Source organism: Salinarchaeum laminariae (genome assembly GCF_023204835.1).
GTDB lineage: Archaea > Halobacteriota > Halobacteria > Halobacteriales > Salinarchaeaceae > Salinarchaeum > Salinarchaeum laminariae.
Map to the genome: position 1 here is coordinate 1,348,317 of NZ_CP096270.1, position 21,998 is coordinate 1,370,314.

The following is a 21,998-nucleotide window of genomic DNA, read 5'->3' on the forward strand; positions in this document are numbered from 1 at the left end:
GCAGCGTCCCTCGGTCGGCACTATACCGGTCCTCGGTTGTTCTTCGACGTCGAAGCTCGGCCACGATCTGGGCATTCCCGACCGCGACAGTCGGCTAGAGCTCTGGGTCCAACACCGGCACTCGGTGCTCGCGTCGGCCTGGAGCAACCGCCAAACACATTGGAAAGATGGTAAAAAGATATAATAAGGGAGAGTTTAAACTGGCTGTCGATGCCGACGAGACGACAGTTCGTTACGACCGCAGGTGCGGGTATCGCCGCGGCTGTTGCCGGCTGCTCCGGCAACGGCGGCTCCGGAAGCGGCGGGGATATGGAGATCATGATCGCTTGGAGTGGTGGTGACGGTGCCACTGCTTTCGAAGCGATGCACGACGGGTTCAAAGACGAGTATCCCGACGTCGCTACCACGATCAACAACAACCCCGGTGGTGCAGGGACCGGTCTGGCGACCGCTCTCGACACCCGGATGTTCAACGAAGATCCCCCCTCGACCTGGGGCTTCTTCACCGGGCCGCAGCTTCAGCCGTTCGTCGACGGTGGACTGATGGGGAGCATCACGGAGGACGTCTGGGAGGAAGCGGGACTCACCGAGGTCGTTCCGGAGTATCTCCAGCAGATGTGCGAGTTCGGGAGCACAGGATACGTCGCCGTCCCGCTCGAGTTCAACCGCCTCAACAACCTCTTCTACAACGTCGACGTCGTGGAGGAGGCCGGTGTCGACCCAACCTCGATTTCGTCACCGACGGAGCTCATCGACGCGATGGACACCATCGAGAGTGAGACCGGTGCGAACGGGCTGGCGACGTCGACTCAGGGCACCTGGGTCGTCCTTCAGCTGTGGGAGTCCATCTACGTGGGCGAGAACGGCTACGACTCCTACCAGTCGTTCCTCGAGGGGAATGTCGCGGAAAACGAGGCGGACGTCAAGGCCGCGCTGGAAGTGCTCGCCGAGTACCGGAGTTATTGGAACGACGATGCTGCGTCCGTGAACTTCTCGGAAGCGATTAGCGACTTCATGGGCGGCGAAGCTGCGTTCCTCAATCAGGGCGCCTGGGCCGTCGGGAACTTTAGCCAGTCCGACGAGTTCAACTACGACACCCACTGGCAGTCGACCCCGATTCCGGGGACCGACGACGTGTTCATGGGCCAGAACTCCGGGTTCATGTACCCAGAGCCCCAGCCGACGCCGGAAGCGACCAAGAAGTGGCTCCGGTACGTCGGGAGCAAGGAAGCCCAGGTCCGATTCAACGCGATCAAGGGTGGCGTTCCGTGCCGGAACGACATCGAGATGGACGGCAGCGGCGAGTACACGTTCAACGGGTATCAACAGACCCAGTACGACGAGTTCCTCGCTGCCGAGAACCTCACTGGTACGATCGCTCACAACAACGAGGTGCTCCCACAGATCGCCTCGAACGTGTCGGGCGTCTTCTCGACCTTCAAGAGCAACTGGAACGTCGATCAAGCGTACAACGGCCTCGTCGACGCCTTCGACGTCTAATGGCACGATTTCGAGCGTAACGCATGGACGAGACTAACGAGGTATCCACGAACGACCGAACGACGCTCACGGGCCTTCTAGGTCCAATAACCCGGCGTTTCCGCCGAAACGAGTTCCTACAGTCGCTCCCGTTTTTACTCGTGCCGACGCTGCTGCTCGGCGTGTTCGTATACGGGTCGATCCTCTGGAACGTCGTCCTCTCGCTCACTGACTTCCGGGGTTTCGGCAATCCGGACTACTCGTCACTCGACGTCGAACTGTACCAGCAGATGCTGAACGATCCCACGTTCATCACGGCCGCGAAGAACACCGTGCTGCTGATGGGAGGGTTCACCGCCGTCTGTTTGATCGTCGGACTCGGTCTCGCGATCCTCATCGACCGCGAAATCAGGTTCGAGGGCTCGCTACGGACGGTCTATCTTCTCCCCATGAGCCTCTCCTTCGTGGTGACCTCGATCTTCTGGGCGTGGATGTTCAACCCCTCGAACGGCGTCGTCAACTATCTCCTCCGGACCGCTGGCTTGGATTTTCTCGCCAACGACTGGTTCGGCGATCCGGCAACGCAGCTCTGGGCGATCATGATCGCGCTCGTCTGGCAGTTCAGCGGGCTTGCGATGATCATCTACCTCGCCGGACTCCGTAAGATCCCGACCGAGCAGTACGAGGCCGCACAGCTCGATGGGGCTCCCGTCTGGATTCGCTATCTCAAGGTAATCGTGCCGCAGCTCAAGACGTCGACGTTCTCGGCGATCGTCATTCTCCTCCTGTTCTCGCTGAAGGCGTTCGACTTCATCTACGTACTGTACGGCGTCAACCCGGGGCCCGGGGCCGACATCCTCCCCGTAATGATGTACCGAGAGGCGTTCGACGCGAACAACTGGGCGTACGGGTCCAGCATCGCGGTCGTCCTCCTCCTCGCGACCTTCGCCGCGATCGTCCCGTACCTCTACTATCAACACAAGAAGGACCTCCTCTGACTCATGACTGATCCATCCCACTCGGACGGCGCCGAATCACGGATTGCAAACGCACTCGACGGGACGTCCTGGGTCCGTGCGGGTCTCTACGCGAGCCTGTTCGTGATCGCAGTGCTGTATCTGTTACCGCTGTGGTCCGCAATCGCGACTTCACTGAAGACCGTCACCGGCTTTGCCAACACGGCTCCGTTCGTCCCGCCCGGCTTCGATCAGTTCACGCTCGACGCCTGGTCGTCGGCCTGGGAGACGCTGAACCCTTCGATCATCAACAGTGCGATGTTCGTCATCCCGGCGACGATCATCGTCCCGATCCTGGGCAGCCTGGCAGCGTTCGGACTAACGATCACTAACTGGCGGGGTCAGCTTGCGCTGTACACGCTGTTCATCGCTGGCATCTTCGTCCCGCTGCAATCGGTGCTCGTTCCGCTGTCGATCATCTGGAGCAACGCGAGCGTCGAGGCTACGTTGGCGAGTCTGGGGCCACTGAACGTCTGGGAGCTTCCGTACACCCAGCGGTATCAGGCACAGTTCATCGAACTGGCCGTGACCCATATCGCCTTCGGGATTCCGCTCGCAACGTTGCTCTTTCGGTCACACTACAAGGACATGTCCGAAGAGATGATCGAGGCGGCTCGCCTCGAAGGCGTGAGCATCTACCGCATCTACCTCAACATCGTGTTGCCTCTCTCACGACCGGTGTTCGTGGTCGTGATGATCCTGGCATTCACCACGATCTGGAACGACCTGCTGTTCGCGCTCGTGCTGGTCAGTAACCCGGCGGCGGAGCCGGTCACCGTGACCTTCTCTGGCATAGCTGGCGCGAAAGTCCAGCAGTTCAACACGATCATGGCGGGTGGCTTTCTGACCGCGCTGCCCACGCTGATCGTGTACGTCCTGTTCACCCGGCAGTTCGCAGAGGGATTCAGCCAGACCGGCGCCTGAATCTCCCTTCGATTTCCCACGGAACCACTATGACGTGTTCACACCAGCCGACGACCGTATCGACGGAGAGACGCCTCGAGCATCGACGTCCGGAATCGGAGGTGACCGCACGTGTATCGTGAACTGGGAGCATTGTCCGATTCCTGGGCTGGGAAGTCGTACCCAGAGATCGTCGAACTCGCCGAGCAGCCGGGATCGGTCCTCGTGATTCCCGTCGGCAGCGTCGAACAACACGGTCACCATCTTCCCGTCGCGACCGACACGATCCTCGTCGACGCCGTCGCTCACGAAGGTGCTAGGCGGGTTCGTGAGGACGTACCGATTCTGCTGACGCCCCCTGTGTGGTCGGGTTTCTCGCCACACCACATGCCCTTCGGCGGGACAATATCGCTCAGCCACCGGACGCTCCTAACGGTTCTCGAGGAAGTGGCCGACACGGCCCTCGAGAATGGTTTCGATGCGGTGGTGTTTCTGAATGGGCACGGCGGCAACACCGCTGTGATTGGATCGGTCGTCAACACACTCGGCAACCAGCGACCAGGCAACGAAGTGCTCGGGTTGACGTACTTCGAACTGGCCGAGCCGTTCATCGACGAGGTTCGTGACAGTGCCACGGGGGGTATGGCCCACGGCGGCGAGTTCGAGACGTCGCTCATGGAGCATCTCCGACCCGACCTCGTTGGCGACGGCGAGGCGACGTACTGGGAGGAACCATACGACCTGGCTGGCGACGATCTCCTGGACGGCGGTCCACTCTCGGTACATCGGCCGTTCACGGCCTACTCCGATACCGGTGCGATTGGTGATCCCGATCTCGCATCGGAGGAGAAAGGGGAGGAACTCTACGATCTCCTCGGTGCGGAACTCGCCTCGCTGTTCCGTACGATCAGCGAGCAGAATCGATAGCCGATCCCTATCGTCGAGGCACCGACGATCGAGTGTTTTCCGAGCCCGACAGGTAGATTGAGGGATCTGGACGTCGAGAGTCGCGTTGTGCACTACAACGCAGTTATCGGAACCTACAGCGAGCACGGTAGCGAGGGCATCTACAGTTGTGACGTCGAGTTCGAGGCGGATGCGGAACTCGGTGCGAGCGTTTCACTCGAACGGCGCTCGGTCACCGATCACCGCGAGCATCCGACGTTTCTGGCAGCCCATCCCGACGAACCGCTGGTGTACGCCGTCCACGAAATCGAGTCTGGTCAGGTGTCGGCCTATCGCTTCGAAGACGAGGGCGGGCTGGCGAAGCTCGATCAGCAGCGAACCGGTGCCGCTGGGCCGTGTCACTGCAGCGTCCATCGGTCCGGTCGGTATCTCTTCGTGGCGCAGTACGCGGGTGGTGCCGTATCGATGCTTCCCATCGAGAGCGACGGTACCATCGGCGAACCCGTCGAAGTAATCGAGCACGAGGGCTCCGGGCCGAACGCCGACCGTCAGGAGGGTTCCCATCCACACTCTGCCAATTGCGGTCCCAGTGGCAATTTCCTCTACGTTCCGGATCTTGGAACGGACGAGGTGGTGGTCTACGAGATAGACGCCGAGGCCGGCTCGCTCGTGCGCAGTGACGCAGTACGGACCGATCCCGGTACCGGCCCACGGCACTTCGCGTTCCATCCTACGCGATCGCTGGCCTACCTCGTCACCGAACTCGGTTCCACCATCGTTGCCTACGAGTTCGATGCTTCGACGGGAGCGTTAGATCAAATTGGGACGACATCTACCCTTCCCACGGGCTATGTGGATGCCAATCAAACCTCAGAGATCGCCGTCCATCCGTCGGGTGAGTGGGTCTACGTCGCGAACCGCGGCCACGACAGCATCGCGACATCGGCCGTGCGGGACGACGGCAGTCTGGAGTTCGTCGAGACAGTTCCAACTGGCGGCGCGTGGCCACGATACTTCGTCATCGACCCGACCGGGCAACTACTGTTCGTCCAGAACAGGGAGTCTGACGATATCGTCCCGTTCCGGATCGACCCCGACGACGGCACGTTGACCGAACTCGATGGGCGGTTGTCAGTACCCGCTCCTTCGTGTATGGTTTTCCAGGAGTGAGTCCTGTCGTAGCGGTAGTATCCGTATACTGCTCGCTACTGGCTTCGAGTGTTGTCGGATTTCGAACGCAGGAGGAGCAGTTTACCGCCGGTTCGAGGGATTCCTTACGGAGCCGAGTCCGCAGCCTGGGCGCCGGCGAGGCCGTCCACATCACCGCTCGCTTCGGCACTCCGGATAACTTCGCCAGTCTTCGCGTCGAAGACGTGGATGGCGTCGTTTGGCACTTCTACGGTGACTTCGTCTTCGTCGTCGACCGTCGGCTCCCCGTCGACGACGACGGTTAACTCGGTCGCACCACCTTCAGTCTCGACGTACACGTTGCTCTCCTTGCCGAGGTGCTCGGTGACCGTGACGGTACCATCGAAGGAACTCACGTCGGCTCGGGGCTCGTCTGTGATCGAGAGCTCTTCGGGTCGGACGCCGACGATCACGTCAGAGTTCGTCGTCCCATCGCCGATCGGTTCGGAAAACTCGTGTTCGAACCCGCTCGTCGAGATGGTAGCGTCCTGTAACGTCATGTCGATGAGGTTGATCGAGGGCTCTCCCAGGAACTCCGCTACGAACGTGTTCTGGGGTTGGTGATAGCACTCTGCCGGCGTTCCATACTGTTGTAGTTCACCGTCGTCGAGGATCGCGATCTTGTCGCCCATCGTCATCGCCTCGGTCTGGTCGTGGGTTACGTAGACGGTCGTCACGCCGAGGTCCTCCTGAAGCTGCTGGAGGTAGGTCCGCATCTCTGCCCGCAGCTTGGCGTCGAGATTGCTGAGGGGCTCGTCCATCAGAAACGCCTCGGGGTTCCGAACGATCGCCCGACCGAGCGCAACTCGCTGCTGTTGCCCGCCCGAGAGATCCGCCGGATGTCGATCGAGAAGGTCGTCGATTCCCATCATACCGACGGCGTCCTGAATCTTCTCCTCGATCTCCTCTTTCGAGTGATCGGTCGCGTACTTGAGCCCGAAACTCATGTTCTCCCGGACCGTCATATGCGGATACAGCGCATAGGACTGGAACACCATTGAGACGTTCCGATTCTCGGGGAGCTTGTCGGTCATCCCTTCCCCGTCGAGTCGGATTTCACCGTCAGTTACGGACTCGAGGCCGGCGATACAGCGAAGCGTCGTCGTTTTGCCACAGCCACTGGGCCCGACGAGCACGACGAAATCTCCATCCTCGATCTCGAGATCCAGGTCGTCGACTGCGGTGACGGTCTCATTTTTGTCAGAAAACTGTTTGGTTACACTATCGAACGTTATGGCTGCCATGGGGGTCGTTTTTCGCTCTTCACAAGTAAGTATTGTGGTCACCGGTGGCACATCGTCACGCCGTCGTCGGCAAACCCTGAATGGTTCGACCGTCGGTGGAACGTCTCTTTGATAACAATACTGGTGTGTATTATAAAATTATATTGTACTGTAATTTTGAATGACTATTCTGTCTATGGTCTATGAACGTTGGTATGTGACCCCGTTTCGAATTTTCTCTTAGCACCGTGATCTCCCTCGAACAGTTGCCTTGCTTCGTACACCGATGACCGAGTAGGTTTGTAACAAGATGGAGTGAAGACGCATCAGGATGCGATACGAAAGTCGCCTGTCTGTTCGGTCTTCATTCGGTTCGGTGGGCCTCTTCGAGTGGCAGATCTTGCCAGGTGCGTAGCTGACTACCCGGCGTTCGAGATAGTAATATAATCTATAGGTGGGTGGGAATATAACTCCACTTATGTATAAATTATACGTTCGGACTCAATAGCAGCGGTCACCGACCTCCACCCGCCCGTACCGAGAATAACCGGTGTCGTGTTGTCGGAACGTTGGTCGTCGCAGTTCTCGTACTGGTACACGTGAACACGCCTAACCCACTCACTGCTCAGCGGGTAGCCGATCTCGTGCTGGCGAACCGTGTGATCAGGGCTTCGTACTACGAGACTGATAACCACGAAGGCGTCGAGTTCACGGAGCTAGAGAAGGAACTCCAGTGGGGTGCCGACGCCGTTCCAGCGATGCTGGAGTTGTTCCGCGTCGAGCCGGCTCCAGGGGATGGTGGCTTCGTGGGCTTTGTCCGTCACTGGCGCGGTGGGACTATAGGACTGGCCGTCGAGTGCATCGACACCCCCGACGAGTCGACCCGACCCTCATCGTGATTGCGATTGTGGGCCGGGCGGGTGGGGCCTCGATAGTCGACGAGGAGTTCGGGACGATCGAGCTACCAGCGGATTTCCCGACGCAGGCGGCGTGGGAAGCGCAGAGCAAACGGTACCAGACGGCGCAGCGGAACGACGACACCGACGGTGCTGCGTCGGTGCATGCGTACGTCGCAGCTCTGCCGGGATGGAAGCGAGCGGTCGCGACGCGATTCGACGAACTGATCGAGCCGGAGGTGTCCGGTGTCCGCCGTGCCGTGAACTGGTATCAGCCGTTCTACGCCGTCGAGGACCGGGGCTGGTTCGCATCGATCAGCGCGTTCAAGAACCACGTCAAACTCTTCTTCGTGGCTGGAACGTATCTCGACCCCGAACCGCCCACCGCGTCGGATCCGGATAGACAGCCGCTGGACGTCACGGATGGGACGTCGCTGGACGATGCAGAGTCGCGTCCTGGGTTCGCCAGGCTGCCGACGATCCAGGGATGAACTGGTGAGGATGGAGCCGAGCCGACCGATCGCAGCTCAGACGACCCCGCCCAGGCCGGTGACGAGCCACACGACGCTCATCCCGACTGCCATCGCCAGGACGATGCTCTCCGTGCGAATCGCGACCAGCAGGACGGCGATCGCCGCCACCCACTCCGGAACCCCGCCGAAGACGACCTCGGGAGCGACGAGAGATCAGGATGGCACCCGGCAGGACTGCCAGCCCGGTTTCCGCCCGATCGGAGACCTCGACCCTCCGATCAGGGCGCGTCAACGCGCTGGAAGCGGACGACGGCAACCGCAAGTGCGACTGCGGCGATCAGACAGAGAGCACCGACGCCGACGAGATCGCACTCGCCGTCGACCATGATCTCCGTCGGATCGTAGTAGCGCATCGGACTCACGGCACCGATCCAGTCGCGATCCGCGACGACCGATAGCGAGTCCAGCAGGTAGAGCGCGAACACGGCGGCGATCGCACCGCGCCGCGCGAGATCGCCATCGAGCACGAGAACCGACACGGCGACGCCGATCGCTCCGCAGGCGATGAGGAAGGGGATCGACAGTGCGTGGACCGCGAGCAGCGCGATCGGATCGATCGACTCGCCGAGTGCGAGTACGCCCGCGTAGACGACCGGCGGAACGACGAGGTTCGGCACCAGCACGACCGGCGCAAGCGAGGCCGCCTTCTCCGCGAGGAGCCGACTGCGCGAAATCGGCAGGGTGAGCAGTACGTCCAGTCGGTCTGCGTCGGCATCGCCAGCCACGACGCCCGCACCGAGATACGCGACGTACAGCGGCAGGAGCAACACCCAGACGAACTGGTAGATCTCGACGGCGAGAAAGCCCTCGATGGTTCCCATCGCCGAGATGTTGAACAGCTCCTGAAAGAGTGCCGGCATCGACTCGGTGTACTCATCCACGTCGATCTGCTCGACGGAGGGGAAAAAGGAGGTGAACAGTAGTGCGAACGCAGCGATCCCGATCGCGAGATAGAGTGAGCCTTTCAGCCTCCGACGCCCCTCGAAGCGGGCGATCTCGGGCATCAAGCGTCGGCCTCCGTATCGGGTAGCGTGGTCGCGTGTTCCGTCTCGGTCTCCTCGCCGTAGAAGTGCAGGAAGACGTCTTCGAGTGGCGGCTCCGCAATCTCGAGATCTTCGATCGCGTCGATCCCGGCGAGGTGGTCGAGCAGTCGCTGGTACTCGCCGCCGTAGGTGAACTGCACCTCGCGGTCGTGGACGGTGCGTTCGACGACGCCTTCGAGCCCGACGCCGACGGCTCCGGGATCGCCGCGGGTCCGGACGCGAACCCGTTTCCCGCCGCGATCCAGCAGTTCGTCGACGGGTTCGACGGTCGCCAGCCTGCCACCCCGGAGGATTCCGACGCGGTCACAGACCTGCCGGACCTCCCCGAGTACGTGCGAGGAGAAGAACACTGTCGTGCCGCTCGCGGCCTCCTCGCGAACGAACGCGTTGAAGTGGGACTGTTTGAGCGGGTCGAGACCGGCGGTCGGTTCGTCGAGGATCACCAGATCCGGATCGTGCATGAACGCGCGGACGATCCCGAGCATTCGCCGGTTCCCCGTCGAGTACTCCCCGATCTCGCGATCGAGCGGCGGATCGAACAGTTCGAGTAGCTCCTCACGGCGCTCGTCGCCGAGGATCCGCGCCTGGTGATCGAGATACCGCCGCCCGGTCACGTCTTCGGGAAACCCCATCACGGAGGGGAGGAATCCGATCCTCGCCTTCGCTCCCCGGAGGGCAGCGGGATCGGTGACGTCCGCGCCGAGTACCTCGGCGTCGCCTGCTGACGGGGAGATCACGCCCAACAGCGTGCGAATCGTGGTCGTCTTCCCAGCGCCGTTCGGGCCGAGATAGCCGAAGATCTCTCCCTTCTCGACGGTGAGCGAGACGTCCTCTATGCCGACGACTGGCCCGTCCTCGCCTTTGGGCTGCTCGCGCCACGGAAGCGGGAACCGTCTGCAGGAGCCGTAGCGCTTCGTCAGCCCCTCGGTCCTGATCGCGGCCATTGGTGGTCAGTCGTCCGGTCGCAAGAAAAGTGTTCGTGGCGTGTGAGTGTACGCATTGGCCGGCAGTCCCTCTTCGACGAAAACACCGTCTGCCACGCGCTCCTCCGACGGACCTACTGATCGATTCGTGATATTTCGAGTCCCTCGGCTGCGATATCCTCGACCGCTGCTTTCCAGCCGCCGACGGAGTACTCCTCGCCGTCGACGTCGATGAGCAGTGTCGCTTTCACCGGGATCGATACCTTGTAATCTGCGTCGATGGGCCCTTCAAGTTCGTAATCGACGATCCGTCCGTTCCAGGTGCCACCAACCCGCGACCCGGTCTCGTGGCCAACGACGCGTGCTTCCAGCGGCTCGTCGTTGTCGAAGGCCGCCTGGAGATCGACGATGGCTCGCCACGGATCTAGATACCGGCGAGGGAGTCTCTGTGGTTCCTGTACTGTGCGGGACGAGGTCCAGATCTGTTCGTAGTACTGCTGGAACTGCAACACCAGGTTCTGGTTCGTGACGACGTGATACGACCGTTCGTCGCTGGTCGGAATCTCGCCGCTGTACACGCCATAGGACCGATCGCTGGCGACGAGTAGGTCCGACAACTGCCGAGATCGAACGAGGAGGTCGTCCGGGTACTCGCCAGCCGAAACGCTGGCACCCAGATCTGATGTGGTCGCGACGAGTCGAACTGTGACGCCGCGATCGAGGGCGTCCAGAATCTCGTCCTCGAGCTCCGCGTACCGTTCGGGCGTCAGCGAGAGCGCGATCCACCATTCTGCCTGCTCGATCGCCTGGCGCATATGCCGGTTGGCCGACTCGCTGTGGCTCAGGACAGTAACGGAGCCTGCAGTTGCTTGTTCCTGCTCGTGCGTCTTCTCGAGCTCACTCGAAACGTAGTCCACCGTCTCGGCGAACTCTCCGACGTGGCGTTCTTTGTACGCATCCAGGGCCACTTCCGGTGCCGGTGCTCCCACGGTCTTCCCGCCACTCTTCTCGTGGACCTCGACCAGTCCCATCTCGCTGAGATCGTCGATGACGTCGTAAATCCGGGCCTGCGGGACGCCCGACTCTTCGACGATTTTCGAGGGGCGAGCTTCGCCGAGCTCGACTGCTGCGACGTAGGCTCGGGACTGATACTCGGTGAGGCCGAGATCCTGAAGCTGCTCCGTGAGGCGTTCTACGTCGAGGCTGGGTCCCTCACTCATCTATTGGCACCTCGTGAGTCGGTTTCGTTACCCTCGGTCGTGGACGGCCCCGTCTCTATCCGGGTATCGCTCGCGTCGACCGACGGCGATCGAATCGCATCACCAGCGTCCATGTCGAACAGGTGGATCTGATCGGGCGGGAAGTTAAGCCCTACACTATCCCCTTGTCGGGGGCGTACGCTGGCGGGAACGACGCACGTGACGATTCGGCCGTTCACCTCGAGTCGAACGAAGCTGTCGTTCCCCTGGTACTCTACGTGGCGAACGGTTCCAGTAGTGGCGCCGTCGTCCGGGTCGTCGAGCAACGTCAGGTCCTCCGGTCGAATGCCGAGTTGAATCGGACGATCGATCGCCTGGGTGTCATCCGATACCCGCACGAGTTCGTGGCTGTCGAGGAGATACCTCGTGTGCCCGTTCCGACGTTCGACGTCGATGTCCAGGAAATTCATCGCTGGGCTGCCGAGGAACGAAGCGACGAACCGGTTCTCTGGCCGAACGTACGTCGCCTCGGGCGATCCAATCTGCTGGAGTTCGCCGTCGTTCATCACTGCCAGCCGATCACTCATGGTCATCGCCTCCTTCTGATCGTGGGTGACGTAGATCGTCGTCACGCCGAGCTCTTGCTGGATGCGCTGTAGCTCCGTCCGCATCTGTGAACGGAGCTTCGCATCCAGACTCGAGAGCGGTTCGTCGAGGAGAAACACGTCCGGATCGCGGACGAGCGCTCGACCGAGGGCCACGCGTTGCTTTTGGCCACCGGAGAGCGCCGACACTTCTCGATCGAGAAGTTCACTGATACCGAACATCTCGGCGATCTCCTCCACTTTCTCGATGCGTTCGGACTTCGATAGAGCACTCGAGTGTTTGAGGCCGTATCCGATGTTCTTCCGAACGTTCATGGTCCGATAGAGCGCGTAGTTCTGGAACACCATCGCGATCGACCGGCCACTCGGCGATCGACGAGTGACGTCCTCTCCGTCGATAAAGATCTTGCCGTCAGTCGGCTGTTCGAGTCCCGCGATCATGCGGAGCGTCGTCGATTTCCCGCAACCGGACGGTCCGACGAGGACCAATAGATCACCGTCCGCCGTGAGGGAGAGCTCAGACACCGCGGTCTCCGACCCAAACTCCTTCCTAACGTTCTCGAGACGGAGTTCGGACACGGTTACACCACCTCCCCGGCGTCGTTGAACGTCGTCAATCGATCCAGATCGAAAACGAACTCGGAGCTGTCTCCCTCTGTTACGTCGTCCGGTCGTGTTCTGAGCCGAGCCACGAGATCGAGTCCGTGGCCGGTGAGCTGAATCTCGTACGCTCGTCCGACAGGCTCTATCAGCTCCACCGTCAACACAACAGGATCCGATGGACGGTCCACCTCGACCCGATCGCCAGCGGCCGGCTCTCCTCTGCTATCCGTCGGGTAGATGTACTCGGGCCGTATCCCGATAGTGTCCGGTGACCCTGCCGCGGATTGGGGAGTCTCGATGCCCGCTGCCTGCACGTCGTCGGGATCACAGAAGTTCATGGGCGGATCGCCGACGAACGACGCAACGAACTCGTTTGCGGGTCGTTCGTAGACGTCTTCGGGTGTGCCGACCTGCTCGATGCGTCCGTCGTTCATCACCGCAATCCTATCTGCGATACTCATGGCCTCTTCCTGGTCGTGCGTGACGTAGATCGTCGTAATGCCGAGGCGCTGCTGAAGCTGCCGGAGTTCTGATCGCGTTTCGACCCGTAGTTTGGCGTCGAGATTGCTCAACGGTTCGTCCATACACAGCAGGTGTGGCTGTCGAACGAGAGCTCGGCCGACGGCGACGCGCTGTCGCTGTCCGCCGCTGAGTTGGGCGGGTCGGGTGTCCAGGTGGGTCTCCATCTCGAGCAGTTCGGCGATCTCCTCGACGCGCTCCGTCGCTTCCGTGCCGCTGATGTCGGTTTTCCGCAATGGAAACTGTAGATTCCCTCGGACCGTCTTGTGGGGGTAGAGCGCATAGCTCTGAAACACCATCGCGACGTCGCGACGCTGTGGAGCCTGCCGGGTCACGTCTTCGTCGTCGAAGTGAATCGTCCCATCGGTCACGTGTTCGAGTCCCGCGATCGATCGAAGCGTCGTTGTCTTCCCACAGCCGGATGGGCCCAGCAAGACGAGTAGTTCGCCTGGCTCGACGTGGAGGTCGAGGTCGGAAACGGCGACGACGTCGTCGTACTGCTTCGTGAGCCCATCGACGTGGACGGCGCCCGACGCCGACGACTCGGAGAGTGACGAGGATTCTGACGGTTTCCGACGTTGTTCCGCCATCTTACCCCTCCACCGCTCCTGCGGTCAGTCCTTCGACCATGTATTTCTCTAGATAGAGGAACATCACGATGATCGGCAGCGTGGTGATGATCGATGCCGCCATGATCTCGCCCCAGACGTTCTGGAAGGCACTGTCGAGCGTCTCGATCCCGATCGGAAGCGTGTACAGTGCTTCGGACTGGAGAAAGACACTCGCGAACAGGTACTCGTTCCACGCAATCTTGAAAGAAAAGAGGAAGGCTGCGACGAGCACCGGCAGACTCACGGGCACGATCACGCGTGCGATCGTCTCGAGTCTGGAGTACCCGTCGATGAAAGCCGCCTCTTCGATCTCGACCGGAATGGACCGAAAGTAGTTCCAGAGGATGTACAGCGTCAGCGGGAGCGTCTTGACGGTGTACGTGATGTAGAGACTCGTTTTGGTGTCGACCAGGTCGAACCGGACCAGCAACTGGAACAACGGGATCACCAGGGTGATCGCCGCGAGCATGTACACCACGATGATTCCCCGCCGGATCAGCGTGCCACCCGGGTAGTCGAGTCGAGTGAAACTGTAGGCGCCGAGGATGCTGACGACCAGTGCGATCACTGACGTGACCAAGGCGACCGAGAGGCTGTTCCAGAAGTACGTCTGAACGGGGAATGACCCGCTCCCGAAGATCACCTCGTAATGTTCGAGGGTGAACGATTTCGGAATCACGCCTCTGTCCCGCGAGTACAGTGACTCGTTGGTCGAGATGCTCGTGATGAACATCACGTAGAAGGGGTAGAGTGAGAACAGGAGGGTCAGTGCGGTTGCAACGTAGAATCCGATGCGACTGAGGAGCGACGACCGACGGTGGCCATCGAGCACGATCCGAAAGCCGTTCGCAACGTTCTCTCGAACCGTCATAGTTCGTCCTCCCCCACGAACCGCATGTAGACGGCGACCATGACGAGCTGGAACAGGAACAGCATAACTGCAATCGCTGCACCGAGTCCCTGATTGTACGTCGAGAACGCCGACTTGTAGGCGTAGATCGGAAGCGTTTCGAGATTCCTTGTTAGCAGCCAGACCGGTTCGAACGCGTTGAACTCCCAGACGAACCGGAGCAAGATTGCGATCAGGATCGTCCCCTTCAGCTCGGGCAGGATGATGTCCTTGAACTGTGCGAATCGGCCGGCTCCGTCTATCGTCGCTGCTTCGTACATACTCTGTGGAATCGCCTGTAACCGTGCGATGAACAGCAAGAAGGCGAACGGGAAGTTCCGCCAGACGTCGAAGAGGATCGCCATTTGCAACGCGTGGTCTCGTGACTGGAGGAGTCCGACGTCACTCTCGTAGATGCCGAGCCACGCGAGGAAGTCCGGGAGGTTACCCCACAACGGATCGAGCATGAACTGCCAGGCGAACGCCACCGCGATGATCGGCGTCACGTGGGGAAGGAGAACCAGGCCGCGTGCTAGCCGTCGGCCGCGAAACGCCCGGTCGAATAGGAGCGCAACGGCGAGGCCGAGTGCCGTCGCGAGTAATGCACTGGCCACAGTAAATACGACGGTGTTGTAGGTTGCCTCCCAGAAGCGGTCGCTGTTGACGAGGGTCTCGTAGTTTTCGAGGCCGATCCACACTGGTGACTGGTCGGGGTTGAGCGGCACCTCGGTGAAGCCGAGGTATACGTTGTATATGAGTGGGTACAAAATGACCCCGCCGATGAGCAGCAACGACGGCAACACCAGCAGGTAGCCCAGCAACACCTCGCGCCGGCGCGGATCGATGCGCTCGATCCGTTCTCTCATGAACGTGGTCGACGCCATTCCCTAGATCACGTTCCGCATCTCGTCGGCCTGCTCCTGTGCCACGGTCTCCGGGTCGTCTCCCTGGACCGCGACGCGGTTCACGGCTCCCTCGACGAGCGCAGCGCTCGCGATGCTGCCGAATTCGGGAACTTGCGTCCCGCCGACGAGATCGAAGCGTTCCATATTGTCCATCGCGGACGTGAACTGTGAGATCGTGTCTCCCCAGGCGGAGAGGATTTCGTTGTCCTGGTACTCGTCGGTCTCCGTGATGGACTGTCGGGCCGGAACCATTCCGCCGGGTGCGGCGTGCGCCCAAGCGATATAGGCGTCTCCGGAGGTCACGTGTGAAACGAGGTCCTGTGCGGACTCTCGCTTCGCGTCGGAGCTGTTGAAGATCGGATGCCCGAGCACCTGTCCGTAGGTCGACTGCCGGGTGTTCTCCATGTAGGATGCGAAGCCGGTGTCCTGGGCCATCTCCTCGCCGACGTTGTTCAGGATATGTCTGAGGATGTTCGTCGACCACAGGGTCATGTGGATCTCCTCGTTCTCGTAGAGCTGCCGGGTGTCGCTGAACGTGATCGCGCCGGGCGTGTACTCGGAGAGGTCCTGCACGTACTGGAGCGTCTCGACGATCTCGGGTTGGTCGAAGACGACCTCACCGTCGGCGTTGACGACCAGCCCACCGTTGGCGCGGGCCATCTGCGTGAAGCACTGTCGTGCGTACGCGTCTTGCTGTGTGCCGAACCCGATCCCGTAGGTTCCGTTGTCTGGATCGTGGAACGTTTCGGCGGCTTCGAGAATTGCGTCCCACGTGAGTGGGTCGTCGAGCCCGGCTTCGTCGAATGCGCTCTTTCGGTACCAGACGCCTTGTACCCAGGACGTCGACGGAACGGCGTAGTAGCCGCCGTCGGGATCGCTCACGAAGTTGAGCGTCGCTTCCCGAAAGTCGTCCTCGCCGAGCTCTTCGACGACAGCCGTTGCACTTTCCGTCGAAACTGCGCCGTCGTTACCCAGGCGCTGGATGTCCTGCACTGCGAGCAGCGCCGTGTCGGGTAGTGAATCGGATGCGATCGCGCTTTGGATTTGTGTACCGATGTCGTTGTTGTCGACGAAATTCGTCTGTACGCTGACGTCGGATTCGTCTTCGAACGACGCTATCGTCGGTTCGATCGCGGAGCGGCGGTCTTCGGAGTTGTGAATGCTCCAGTATTCGATGGAGTCGCCCCCACCGTCACCGCCACCACCGCCGATACACCCTGCAAGGCCGCCAGCGAGTGCGGCGGCACTTCCAAGTACTGTTCGTCGGGGAAGCTGTCTATTGTGGGACGTTCCCATAGATAACCAATGTCTAACGGGGAACCTTAAAGATTTGGGAGACAACTATTCTGCGTAGTTGTTCGTATGTTGCTCGAGTCCTCAATCCGGTCCTGGGGGAGTAGAGAGCCCGAAGCGGCCGAATTCTGGGGTTGGTGCGGAGAGGTCTTGCATGCGTGAAACAAGCAACTCGCGCATTCTCTCTGCGTGTTCGGACCCAGTCGACAGCAGATCCCGTTTCTGTGCAGGATCTGCATCAGTGTCGAACAGCATCGTGTCGGGTTGGCGCGAAACGCTCGGGGCTTCGTACCGCCACACCGGTCGGTCTGTGTACGGAAGGGTGTCGGGAACCGGATCCATAGGTGGGTCTGGCGGCTGAAACACGGCACGCGGATTCATCTGGAACGTGGATCTGACGACCGCCGATTTCCCCTCGTCGCACTGCCGATGGTACGTGAACTGTCCGTCGGTGACGTTCACGTCTGATCCCCAAATCCCGTACACTGCCGCGTCTCGGATCGAGTTGGATTCTCCGTCCAGCAGCGACAGCAGTGACCGACCGTGTGGCCCGTCTGTCTTTGCGTCCATCACTGATGCGAGCGTCGGGTGCAGATCCACTGCGCTCGTGAGTGCGCCGACGCGCTCTACGGTATCGCTGTAGGTTGGATGCCAGACCAGGAGTGGAGTGTGCGCCAGTGTGTCGTAAAGCGGCCCATCGGCTTTCCCAAGCCACCCGTGGTCGCCCAGCGAGAATCCGTGGTCGGCGGTGACGACCACCACAGTATCCGACCAGGCATCCAGCGAGTCGAGCGTGTCACAGAGTCGGCCGAACCACTCGTCGACCATCGTGACTTTTCCCGCGAACTGTGCTTTGACGAACGCCAACTGGCGGTCGTCGATGGCTGCCTGGCCGGCATCGGTTCGTCCCCAGTGGGGCCACACTGGCATCTCGGGATCACGGGGATCATCCTCGGTGTACCTCGACGCGTACGGCTCCGGGCAGTGAAACGGCTCGTGTACGTCGAAGCTATCGACGAAGCAAAACCAGTCGTCCCACGACTGGTTGTCCTCGATCCACCGTGCGGTCCTCGAGAACACCTTCGGCGCGAAGAAGTCGGATTCGGTCTCCGGATCGAAATCGGCAACGTTCCGGGCGTACTGGGCCCGGTGCATGTAGGATAGCTCCTCGGGATCGCTGGCGTGGATCTGTGATGCGAACGACTCGTCGATATTTGGCGGCGCCGTCCGCCAGGCGTCGTGTTCGTGCCCTCGAACGAACTCGAACCCGTTGAAATCGTCGTAGTAACCAGATGCGCCGTGCTGGAAGTAGTGGTAGTGGTCGGTCACTAGACCCGCCACGGTTCCGTTCGATCGAGCGATGCGTGGAAGGGTGTCGTCGAACGGCTCGATCGGACCCCACCCACGCCAGGGAAACTCGCGGGTGCCAGTGAGCCACTCGCGGCGGGCCGGCATACAGAACAGGCTCCCTGCGTAGTGCGTGTCGAACACCGTGGCCCTCTCGGCGAACCGATCCAGGTTCGGCGTCTCGACGGCATAGTCGTAGCCAAAGGGACGATCACGGTACGTGGTGAAAAAATCTCGACGGAGGCTGTCGATGGAGACGAACAAGACGTTCACTCCGGACCACCCGCAATTTGCGCATCGACGAACCGTTCACACCTCTCTCCATCGATCGGCTTCCCGTCCACGACCAGGAACGACGATCGGTAGCACCGTCCGCACCGATCGAGACACGCGACGCCACGTGTCGGCACGTCGGCTTCCTCGAGCGCTGCCCGACGCTCGGGGGAAACGTTCGCGAGACAGTACTCGACGTAGGGACGTTCTGACTTCGCTTCTGTAGACGCATCCCCAGTCACGATCGGAACTGTGCCTCCGTGAGTCGCTGGTGGTAGAGTGCGAACGAGCCGTCTTCGCGCGCCATCTCGAAGAAGACGTCCCACCCGTCGTCGGTCAGTAGTACGTCCATGTACCGACAGGTCGCGAAGCTCTGGGGCGCGAGCCGGTGATCCGCCGTCGGAGCCGAGACGATTGGACCCTGCGGACTGGTGTCCTCAAACGTTCGCAGATCTGTCGAGATGGCGAGCCCGGTTCGGAGGTTCCACGTACTACCATAATCCGTTCGCCCAGATCCATCGTAGAACACGTACCAGATGGGTGCATCTGGTGCGGGAACGACGCAGGACACCCGAGTGCGTTCGTCGTGCCAGAACTGGCTGTGGACGATGGGGTCGTCCCGACGCGTCCACGTCTCGCCATCGATGCTCGTCGCGAGGTGCGCTCTCGTGCTATCCCCGTCGCTGCCAGCGTAGAACATGTAGTACTTCCCGCCAGTCGTGATGACGTAGGGATCCTTGACGGTCGATCGGTCCGTGTGGCCGCTCGCGGGGCGAACTACGTCGTGGGCGGTTGTTGGATCGAAAGCAGCCGGATCCTCGGCGTCGGCGAGCTTCTCGATGTGCCAGCAGTTCCGGTGTGCATCCACCGGAAGATAGAGCTTGAGGTTCCCCGAGTCCGGATCGGTCGTCAACGCGGGGCGCTCGATGCTCGTGACGCCTAACTCTGTGGCGGTGATGCGGATGCGCTCGGTGTACGCATCCAGGGCTTCTCGTTCGTAGATCGCGATCGCGTGACCTCGGTCGTCGGGGTTCCGCTCGCGGACTGCGAGATAGGTCGTGTCATCGTGCCGGTGTACACACGGTGCACCGATCCAGTTTCCCTCACCCTGTTCTGGGGGCTCCATGATCATCGAGGCGGCTGCAGTGTCCAGCGGCGGTGGCGGTGCGTAGTTCGCCATGGGCCACGATGCGGTGCCAACTAGATATAGGTTTTGCACAACCATTTTTAGTTGTTGCAAACTAATTCACTCGTGGAGCGGGACGGCCCGCTTCTCTCCCCCACTTGAGTTGGCTTGTATCGCTCCCAAACCGTCGTCATAGGCGGTTTGGGAAGCGGTGCTCGGAGGTCCGTAGCGGTTCGGGGTGGGTGATTGGGGTCGGGTTTCGGCATCTGTCAGGGTGCCCCATGCCCTAACCACCAGACGTGATTGGATCACATGCCAACGGCTGTTGGAAAATAATACCACTACTATCGGTGGGGGTATACAAAGGATTATATGCGAGGTCTCACTCGATTGGGGTAGGAATGGGTCGGGCACTGCATCGCAACCCCCGGTTCGCCGCGACCGGAACCGAGATCATCGACGGACAGGATTCCCATGACGGCTGACGTTTCACTCGTCGACGGGTACTCGCTTCTCTACACGACGAGCGCCGGTGTCGAACCGGCCCAGGGCGGACTATACCGTCGCGATACCCGATTCCTGACCGGACTCGACGTCACTGTCGACGACGGTTCGTTTAGTGCCATCGGGTCGGAACTCATCGCACCGAACCACCAGCTCGTTCGGTACGCGGACGGTTTCTCGACCGTCAACGAAATTTCCGAATCCGGCGAGGACAAGCGCACCTCAGTGATCCTCGAATGTGACCGGCACGTGGCCCGCGAAGGCATCCTCACCGACGAGATCACGATTACCAACCACTCGAGTACGCCGGTCACCAACGGGGTTCGCCTAGACTTCGACGCCGACTTCGCCGATCTGTTCGAAATTCGGGGCGTCAACGGTGGAATCGACCGCACCATCGAATCCGCTGTCGACGGAGCTTCAGTCACCTACGAGTACGGCTACGATGCCGCCGACGGAACGTCAGTTCGTTACCGAACTACGATCACCTTCGACCCGGTTCCGGACGAGATCGCCGTCGGCCACGCCGACTTCGAGTTCGACCTCGACGGACAGGACGCCGCCACCGTCACCGCCACCGTAACGACTGCAATCGAGGACCGCTCTCAATCACGGTCGACCACGTCTTCACTTCCGGACGTTCCGGTCATCGAGAGTGACGTAGCAGAGTACGCCAAGACTTTCGAACAGGCTGCCGCCGACATCGAGGCACTCTCGGCCGATTCCCCGCACGGTCCAGTTCTGCTCGCTGGCGCACCCTGGTTCGCCACCGTCTTCGGGCGGGATTCCCTCCTGTCGGCCTACCAGGTCCTACCCGTGGCCCCCGATCTCGCGGAGGGTGTGCTGTCCTATCTCGCCGGTCATCAGTCGACGGCCCACGACCCCGAACGACGTGCCGAGCCTGGAAAGATGTTCCACGAGATTAGACACGGCGAGTTCGCTAGACGAGGCGAAATCGACTACGACCCATTCTATGGAACGATCGACGCGACGGCGCTCTGGATCGTCTTGCTGGACGAAACGGTCCGGTGGACCGGCAACGAGACACTCGTCGAAGAGCTCGCAACGCCGCTCGACGCCGCCATCGAGTGGGTGATCGATGCAATGGACGCCGACGTCGACGATCCGTTCGTCTACTACGACGCAACGGAGGACGACCCGCTAACCCACACCGCGTGGAAGGACTCCGACATGAGCGTCCAGTTCGCAGATGGAACGGAAGCCACTCCGCCACTCGCCAGCGCCGAAGTCCAGGGGTACGTTTACGACGCACTCCAGCGGGGCGCCCGCATGCTCCGGACTGTCCGAGACGACCCCGATAGGGCCGACACCCTCGAGAACCGAGCGGCCACACTCCACGACCGGTTCAACGAGACGTTCTGGCTTCCCGAACGGTCCTACTACGCGGCGGCGGTGACCGGCGACGGCCAGCGAGTCGACGCGTACACGTCCAACGTCGGGCAGTGTCTCTGGTCGGGCATCGTCGACCCCGACCGGGCCGACGCAGTCGTCGACCGGCTCTTCTCCGAGGAGCTGTATTCGGGGTGGGGCGTCCGGTCGATGTCGACCGCCGACGCCGGGTACAGTCCCGTCTCCTACCACATCGGCAGCGTCTGGCCACACGATAACTCTCTCATTGCGCTCGGTCTCGCACAGTATGGATACGCCGACCGCGTAGAACAGCTATCGAAAGACGTGCTCGACGCCGCGAGCAATTTTACCGATAATCGCATGCCCGAGGTATTCTGCGGCTTTTCCGACCAGACGAGTCCCGTACGGTATCCCGCGTCGTGTGAACCGCAGGCGTGGGGGGCGGGAACTCCCTACGCACTGGTCCGGGCGCTGATTGGTGTCGTCCCGTCTGAATCGGACGTTCCTCCGGTTCTCAGCGACGAGTTCGGCCTCACGTCGGCGACCCTCAGGCGGTTCGAGGCTCGAGGGCGGTGATGTACGCGAACGACTTGCCAACATTTCCTCGGACCGATCAGGCTTTCCGCTGACCACGTGGTGGTAT

At 61.1% G+C, this 21,998-nt stretch carries 20 protein-coding genes and 1 pseudogene; 8 read left to right on the forward strand and 13 right to left on the reverse strand.

The features are described 5' to 3' along the window. Nucleotides 1-210: 210 nt before the first annotated feature. The 5 genes from MXF70_RS06125 to MXF70_RS06145 all read left to right on the forward strand — a co-directional run bounded on the left by MXF70_RS06125 (nucleotide 211) and on the right by MXF70_RS06145 (nucleotide 5,474). Nucleotides 211-1,500 carry an ABC transporter substrate-binding protein gene (locus tag MXF70_RS06125; RefSeq protein WP_248518115.1) on the forward strand — a complete coding sequence of 430 codons (1,290 nt, stop codon included), beginning with the start codon at nucleotides 211-213 and terminating at the stop codon, nucleotides 1,498-1,500. A gap of 140 nt (nucleotides 1,501-1,640) precedes the next feature. Then, entirely contained in the window at nucleotides 1,641-2,477 is an 837-nt protein-coding gene (locus tag MXF70_RS06130; RefSeq protein WP_248518116.1) for a carbohydrate ABC transporter permease, read from the forward strand. 3 nt (nucleotides 2,478-2,480) lie between these two features. Beyond that, nucleotides 2,481-3,419: a carbohydrate ABC transporter permease gene (locus MXF70_RS06135; RefSeq protein WP_248518117.1), complete on the forward strand. Its 939-nt coding sequence runs from the start codon at nucleotides 2,481-2,483 to the stop codon at nucleotides 3,417-3,419. A gap of 111 nt (nucleotides 3,420-3,530) precedes the next feature. Then, complete coding sequence (locus MXF70_RS06140) at nucleotides 3,531-4,325, forward strand: creatininase family protein (protein ID WP_248518118.1); 795 nt, start codon at nucleotides 3,531-3,533, stop codon at nucleotides 4,323-4,325. A gap of 87 nt (nucleotides 4,326-4,412) precedes the next feature. Continuing rightward, nucleotides 4,413-5,474, forward strand: coding sequence for a lactonase family protein (locus tag MXF70_RS06145; RefSeq protein ID WP_248518119.1), 1,062 nt, complete (start codon nucleotides 4,413-4,415; stop codon nucleotides 5,472-5,474). Between the two features lie 104 nt (nucleotides 5,475-5,578). Here the strand turns inward: MXF70_RS06145 and MXF70_RS06150 are convergent, their stop codons facing one another. After that, nucleotides 5,579-6,736 carry an ABC transporter ATP-binding protein gene (locus MXF70_RS06150; protein WP_248518120.1) on the reverse strand — a complete coding sequence of 386 codons (1,158 nt, stop codon included), beginning with the start codon at nucleotides 6,734-6,736 and terminating at the stop codon, nucleotides 5,579-5,581. Nucleotides 6,737-7,314: 578 nt separating this feature from the next. On the opposite strand from MXF70_RS06150, the gene MXF70_RS06155 reads away from it, so the two are divergent. Both MXF70_RS06155 and MXF70_RS06160 read left to right on the forward strand, forming a co-directional pair. Next, entirely contained in the window at nucleotides 7,315-7,614 is a 300-nt protein-coding gene (locus MXF70_RS06155) for a hypothetical protein (RefSeq protein WP_248518121.1), read from the forward strand. Further along, complete coding sequence (locus tag MXF70_RS06160) at nucleotides 7,611-8,102, forward strand: DUF1801 domain-containing protein (RefSeq protein WP_248518122.1); 492 nt, start codon at nucleotides 7,611-7,613, stop codon at nucleotides 8,100-8,102. The genes MXF70_RS06155 and MXF70_RS06160 overlap by 4 nt, the downstream gene beginning before the upstream one ends. A 36-nt stretch (nucleotides 8,103-8,138) precedes the next feature. On the opposite strand, the pseudogene MXF70_RS06165 reads toward MXF70_RS06160, so the two are convergent. The 12 genes and pseudogenes from MXF70_RS06165 to MXF70_RS06215 all read right to left on the reverse strand — a co-directional run. After that, nucleotides 8,139-8,282 (reverse strand): annotated as a pseudogene (locus tag MXF70_RS06165) (AzlD domain-containing protein); the annotation flags it as partial. Between the two features lie 80 nt (nucleotides 8,283-8,362). Continuing rightward, nucleotides 8,363-9,148 (reverse strand): ABC transporter permease, encoded by a 786-nt coding sequence (locus MXF70_RS06170; RefSeq protein WP_248518124.1) that lies wholly within the window; start codon nucleotides 9,146-9,148, stop codon nucleotides 8,363-8,365. Further along, on the reverse strand, nucleotides 9,148-10,131 hold the full coding sequence (locus MXF70_RS06175) for an ABC transporter ATP-binding protein (RefSeq protein WP_248518125.1): 984 nt from the start codon (nucleotides 10,129-10,131) through the stop codon (nucleotides 9,148-9,150). The genes MXF70_RS06170 and MXF70_RS06175 overlap by 1 nt, the downstream gene beginning before the upstream one ends. A gap of 113 nt (nucleotides 10,132-10,244) precedes the next feature. Then, nucleotides 10,245-11,330 carry a TrmB family transcriptional regulator gene (locus MXF70_RS06180; RefSeq protein ID WP_248518126.1) on the reverse strand — a complete coding sequence of 362 codons (1,086 nt, stop codon included), beginning with the start codon at nucleotides 11,328-11,330 and terminating at the stop codon, nucleotides 10,245-10,247. Then, the gene (locus MXF70_RS06185; RefSeq protein WP_248518127.1) at nucleotides 11,327-12,493 is read right to left on the reverse strand and encodes an ABC transporter ATP-binding protein; all 1,167 of its coding nucleotides are present in this window, start codon (nucleotides 12,491-12,493) and stop codon (nucleotides 11,327-11,329) included. The genes MXF70_RS06180 and MXF70_RS06185 overlap by 4 nt, the downstream gene beginning before the upstream one ends. A gap of 2 nt (nucleotides 12,494-12,495) precedes the next feature. Beyond that, entirely contained in the window at nucleotides 12,496-13,626 is a 1,131-nt protein-coding gene (locus MXF70_RS06190; protein WP_248518128.1) for an ABC transporter ATP-binding protein, read from the reverse strand. A 1-nt stretch (nucleotide 13,627) separates the two neighbouring features. After that, complete coding sequence (locus MXF70_RS06195) at nucleotides 13,628-14,518, reverse strand: carbohydrate ABC transporter permease (protein ID WP_248518129.1); 891 nt, start codon at nucleotides 14,516-14,518, stop codon at nucleotides 13,628-13,630. After that, on the reverse strand, nucleotides 14,515-15,402 hold the full coding sequence (locus MXF70_RS06200) for a carbohydrate ABC transporter permease (RefSeq protein ID WP_248518130.1): 888 nt from the start codon (nucleotides 15,400-15,402) through the stop codon (nucleotides 14,515-14,517). The genes MXF70_RS06195 and MXF70_RS06200 overlap by 4 nt, the downstream gene beginning before the upstream one ends. Nucleotides 15,403-15,423: 21 nt before the next feature. Then, complete coding sequence (locus MXF70_RS06205) at nucleotides 15,424-16,737, reverse strand: ABC transporter substrate-binding protein (protein WP_248518131.1); 1,314 nt, start codon at nucleotides 16,735-16,737, stop codon at nucleotides 15,424-15,426. Between the two features lie 81 nt (nucleotides 16,738-16,818). Beyond that, a complete protein-coding gene (locus MXF70_RS06210; protein WP_248518132.1) occupies nucleotides 16,819-18,354 on the reverse strand; it encodes a sulfatase in 1,536 nt (511 codons plus the stop codon). Continuing rightward, nucleotides 18,351-18,680 carry a DUF1450 domain-containing protein gene (locus tag MXF70_RS15420; RefSeq protein WP_375140832.1) on the reverse strand — a complete coding sequence of 110 codons (330 nt, stop codon included), beginning with the start codon at nucleotides 18,678-18,680 and terminating at the stop codon, nucleotides 18,351-18,353. Before MXF70_RS15420 ends, MXF70_RS06210 begins: the two co-directional genes overlap by 4 nt. Beyond that, complete coding sequence (locus MXF70_RS06215) at nucleotides 18,593-19,534, reverse strand: glycoside hydrolase family protein (protein ID WP_248518133.1); 942 nt, start codon at nucleotides 19,532-19,534, stop codon at nucleotides 18,593-18,595. Before MXF70_RS06215 ends, MXF70_RS15420 begins: the two co-directional genes overlap by 88 nt. 420 nt (nucleotides 19,535-19,954) lie before the next feature. Between MXF70_RS06215 and MXF70_RS06220 the strand changes: the two genes are divergently transcribed. Next, complete coding sequence (locus tag MXF70_RS06220) at nucleotides 19,955-21,931, forward strand: amylo-alpha-1,6-glucosidase (RefSeq protein WP_248518134.1); 1,977 nt, start codon at nucleotides 19,955-19,957, stop codon at nucleotides 21,929-21,931. Nucleotides 21,932-21,998 lie beyond the last annotated feature (67 nt).

Coding starts and splice junctions, on each gene's coding strand:
- MXF70_RS06125 (WP_248518115.1), top strand. CDS start 211: ATGCCGACGAGACGACAGTTCGTTACGACCGCAGGTGCGGGTATCGCC.
- MXF70_RS06135 (WP_248518117.1), top strand. CDS start 2,481: ATGACTGATCCATCCCACTCGGACGGCGCCGAATCACGGATTGCAAAC.
- MXF70_RS06150 (WP_248518120.1), bottom strand. CDS start 6,736: ATGGCAGCCATAACGTTCGATAGTGTAACCAAACAGTTTTCTGACAAA.
- MXF70_RS06170 (WP_248518124.1), bottom strand. CDS start 9,148: ATGCCCGAGATCGCCCGCTTCGAGGGGCGTCGGAGGCTGAAAGGCTCA.
- MXF70_RS06175 (WP_248518125.1), bottom strand. CDS start 10,131: ATGGCCGCGATCAGGACCGAGGGGCTGACGAAGCGCTACGGCTCCTGC.
- MXF70_RS06180 (WP_248518126.1), bottom strand. CDS start 11,330: ATGAGTGAGGGACCCAGCCTCGACGTAGAACGCCTCACGGAGCAGCTT.
- MXF70_RS06190 (WP_248518128.1), bottom strand. CDS start 13,626: ATGGCGGAACAACGTCGGAAACCGTCAGAATCCTCGTCACTCTCCGAG.
- MXF70_RS06195 (WP_248518129.1), bottom strand. CDS start 14,518: ATGACGGTTCGAGAGAACGTTGCGAACGGCTTTCGGATCGTGCTCGAT.
- MXF70_RS06200 (WP_248518130.1), bottom strand. CDS start 15,402: ATGAGAGAACGGATCGAGCGCATCGATCCGCGCCGGCGCGAGGTGTTG.
- MXF70_RS06205 (WP_248518131.1), bottom strand. CDS start 16,737: ATGGGAACGTCCCACAATAGACAGCTTCCCCGACGAACAGTACTTGGA.
- MXF70_RS06215 (WP_248518133.1), bottom strand. CDS start 19,534: ATGGCGAACTACGCACCGCCACCGCCGCTGGACACTGCAGCCGCCTCG.
- MXF70_RS06220 (WP_248518134.1), top strand. CDS start 19,955: ATGACGGCTGACGTTTCACTCGTCGACGGGTACTCGCTTCTCTACACG.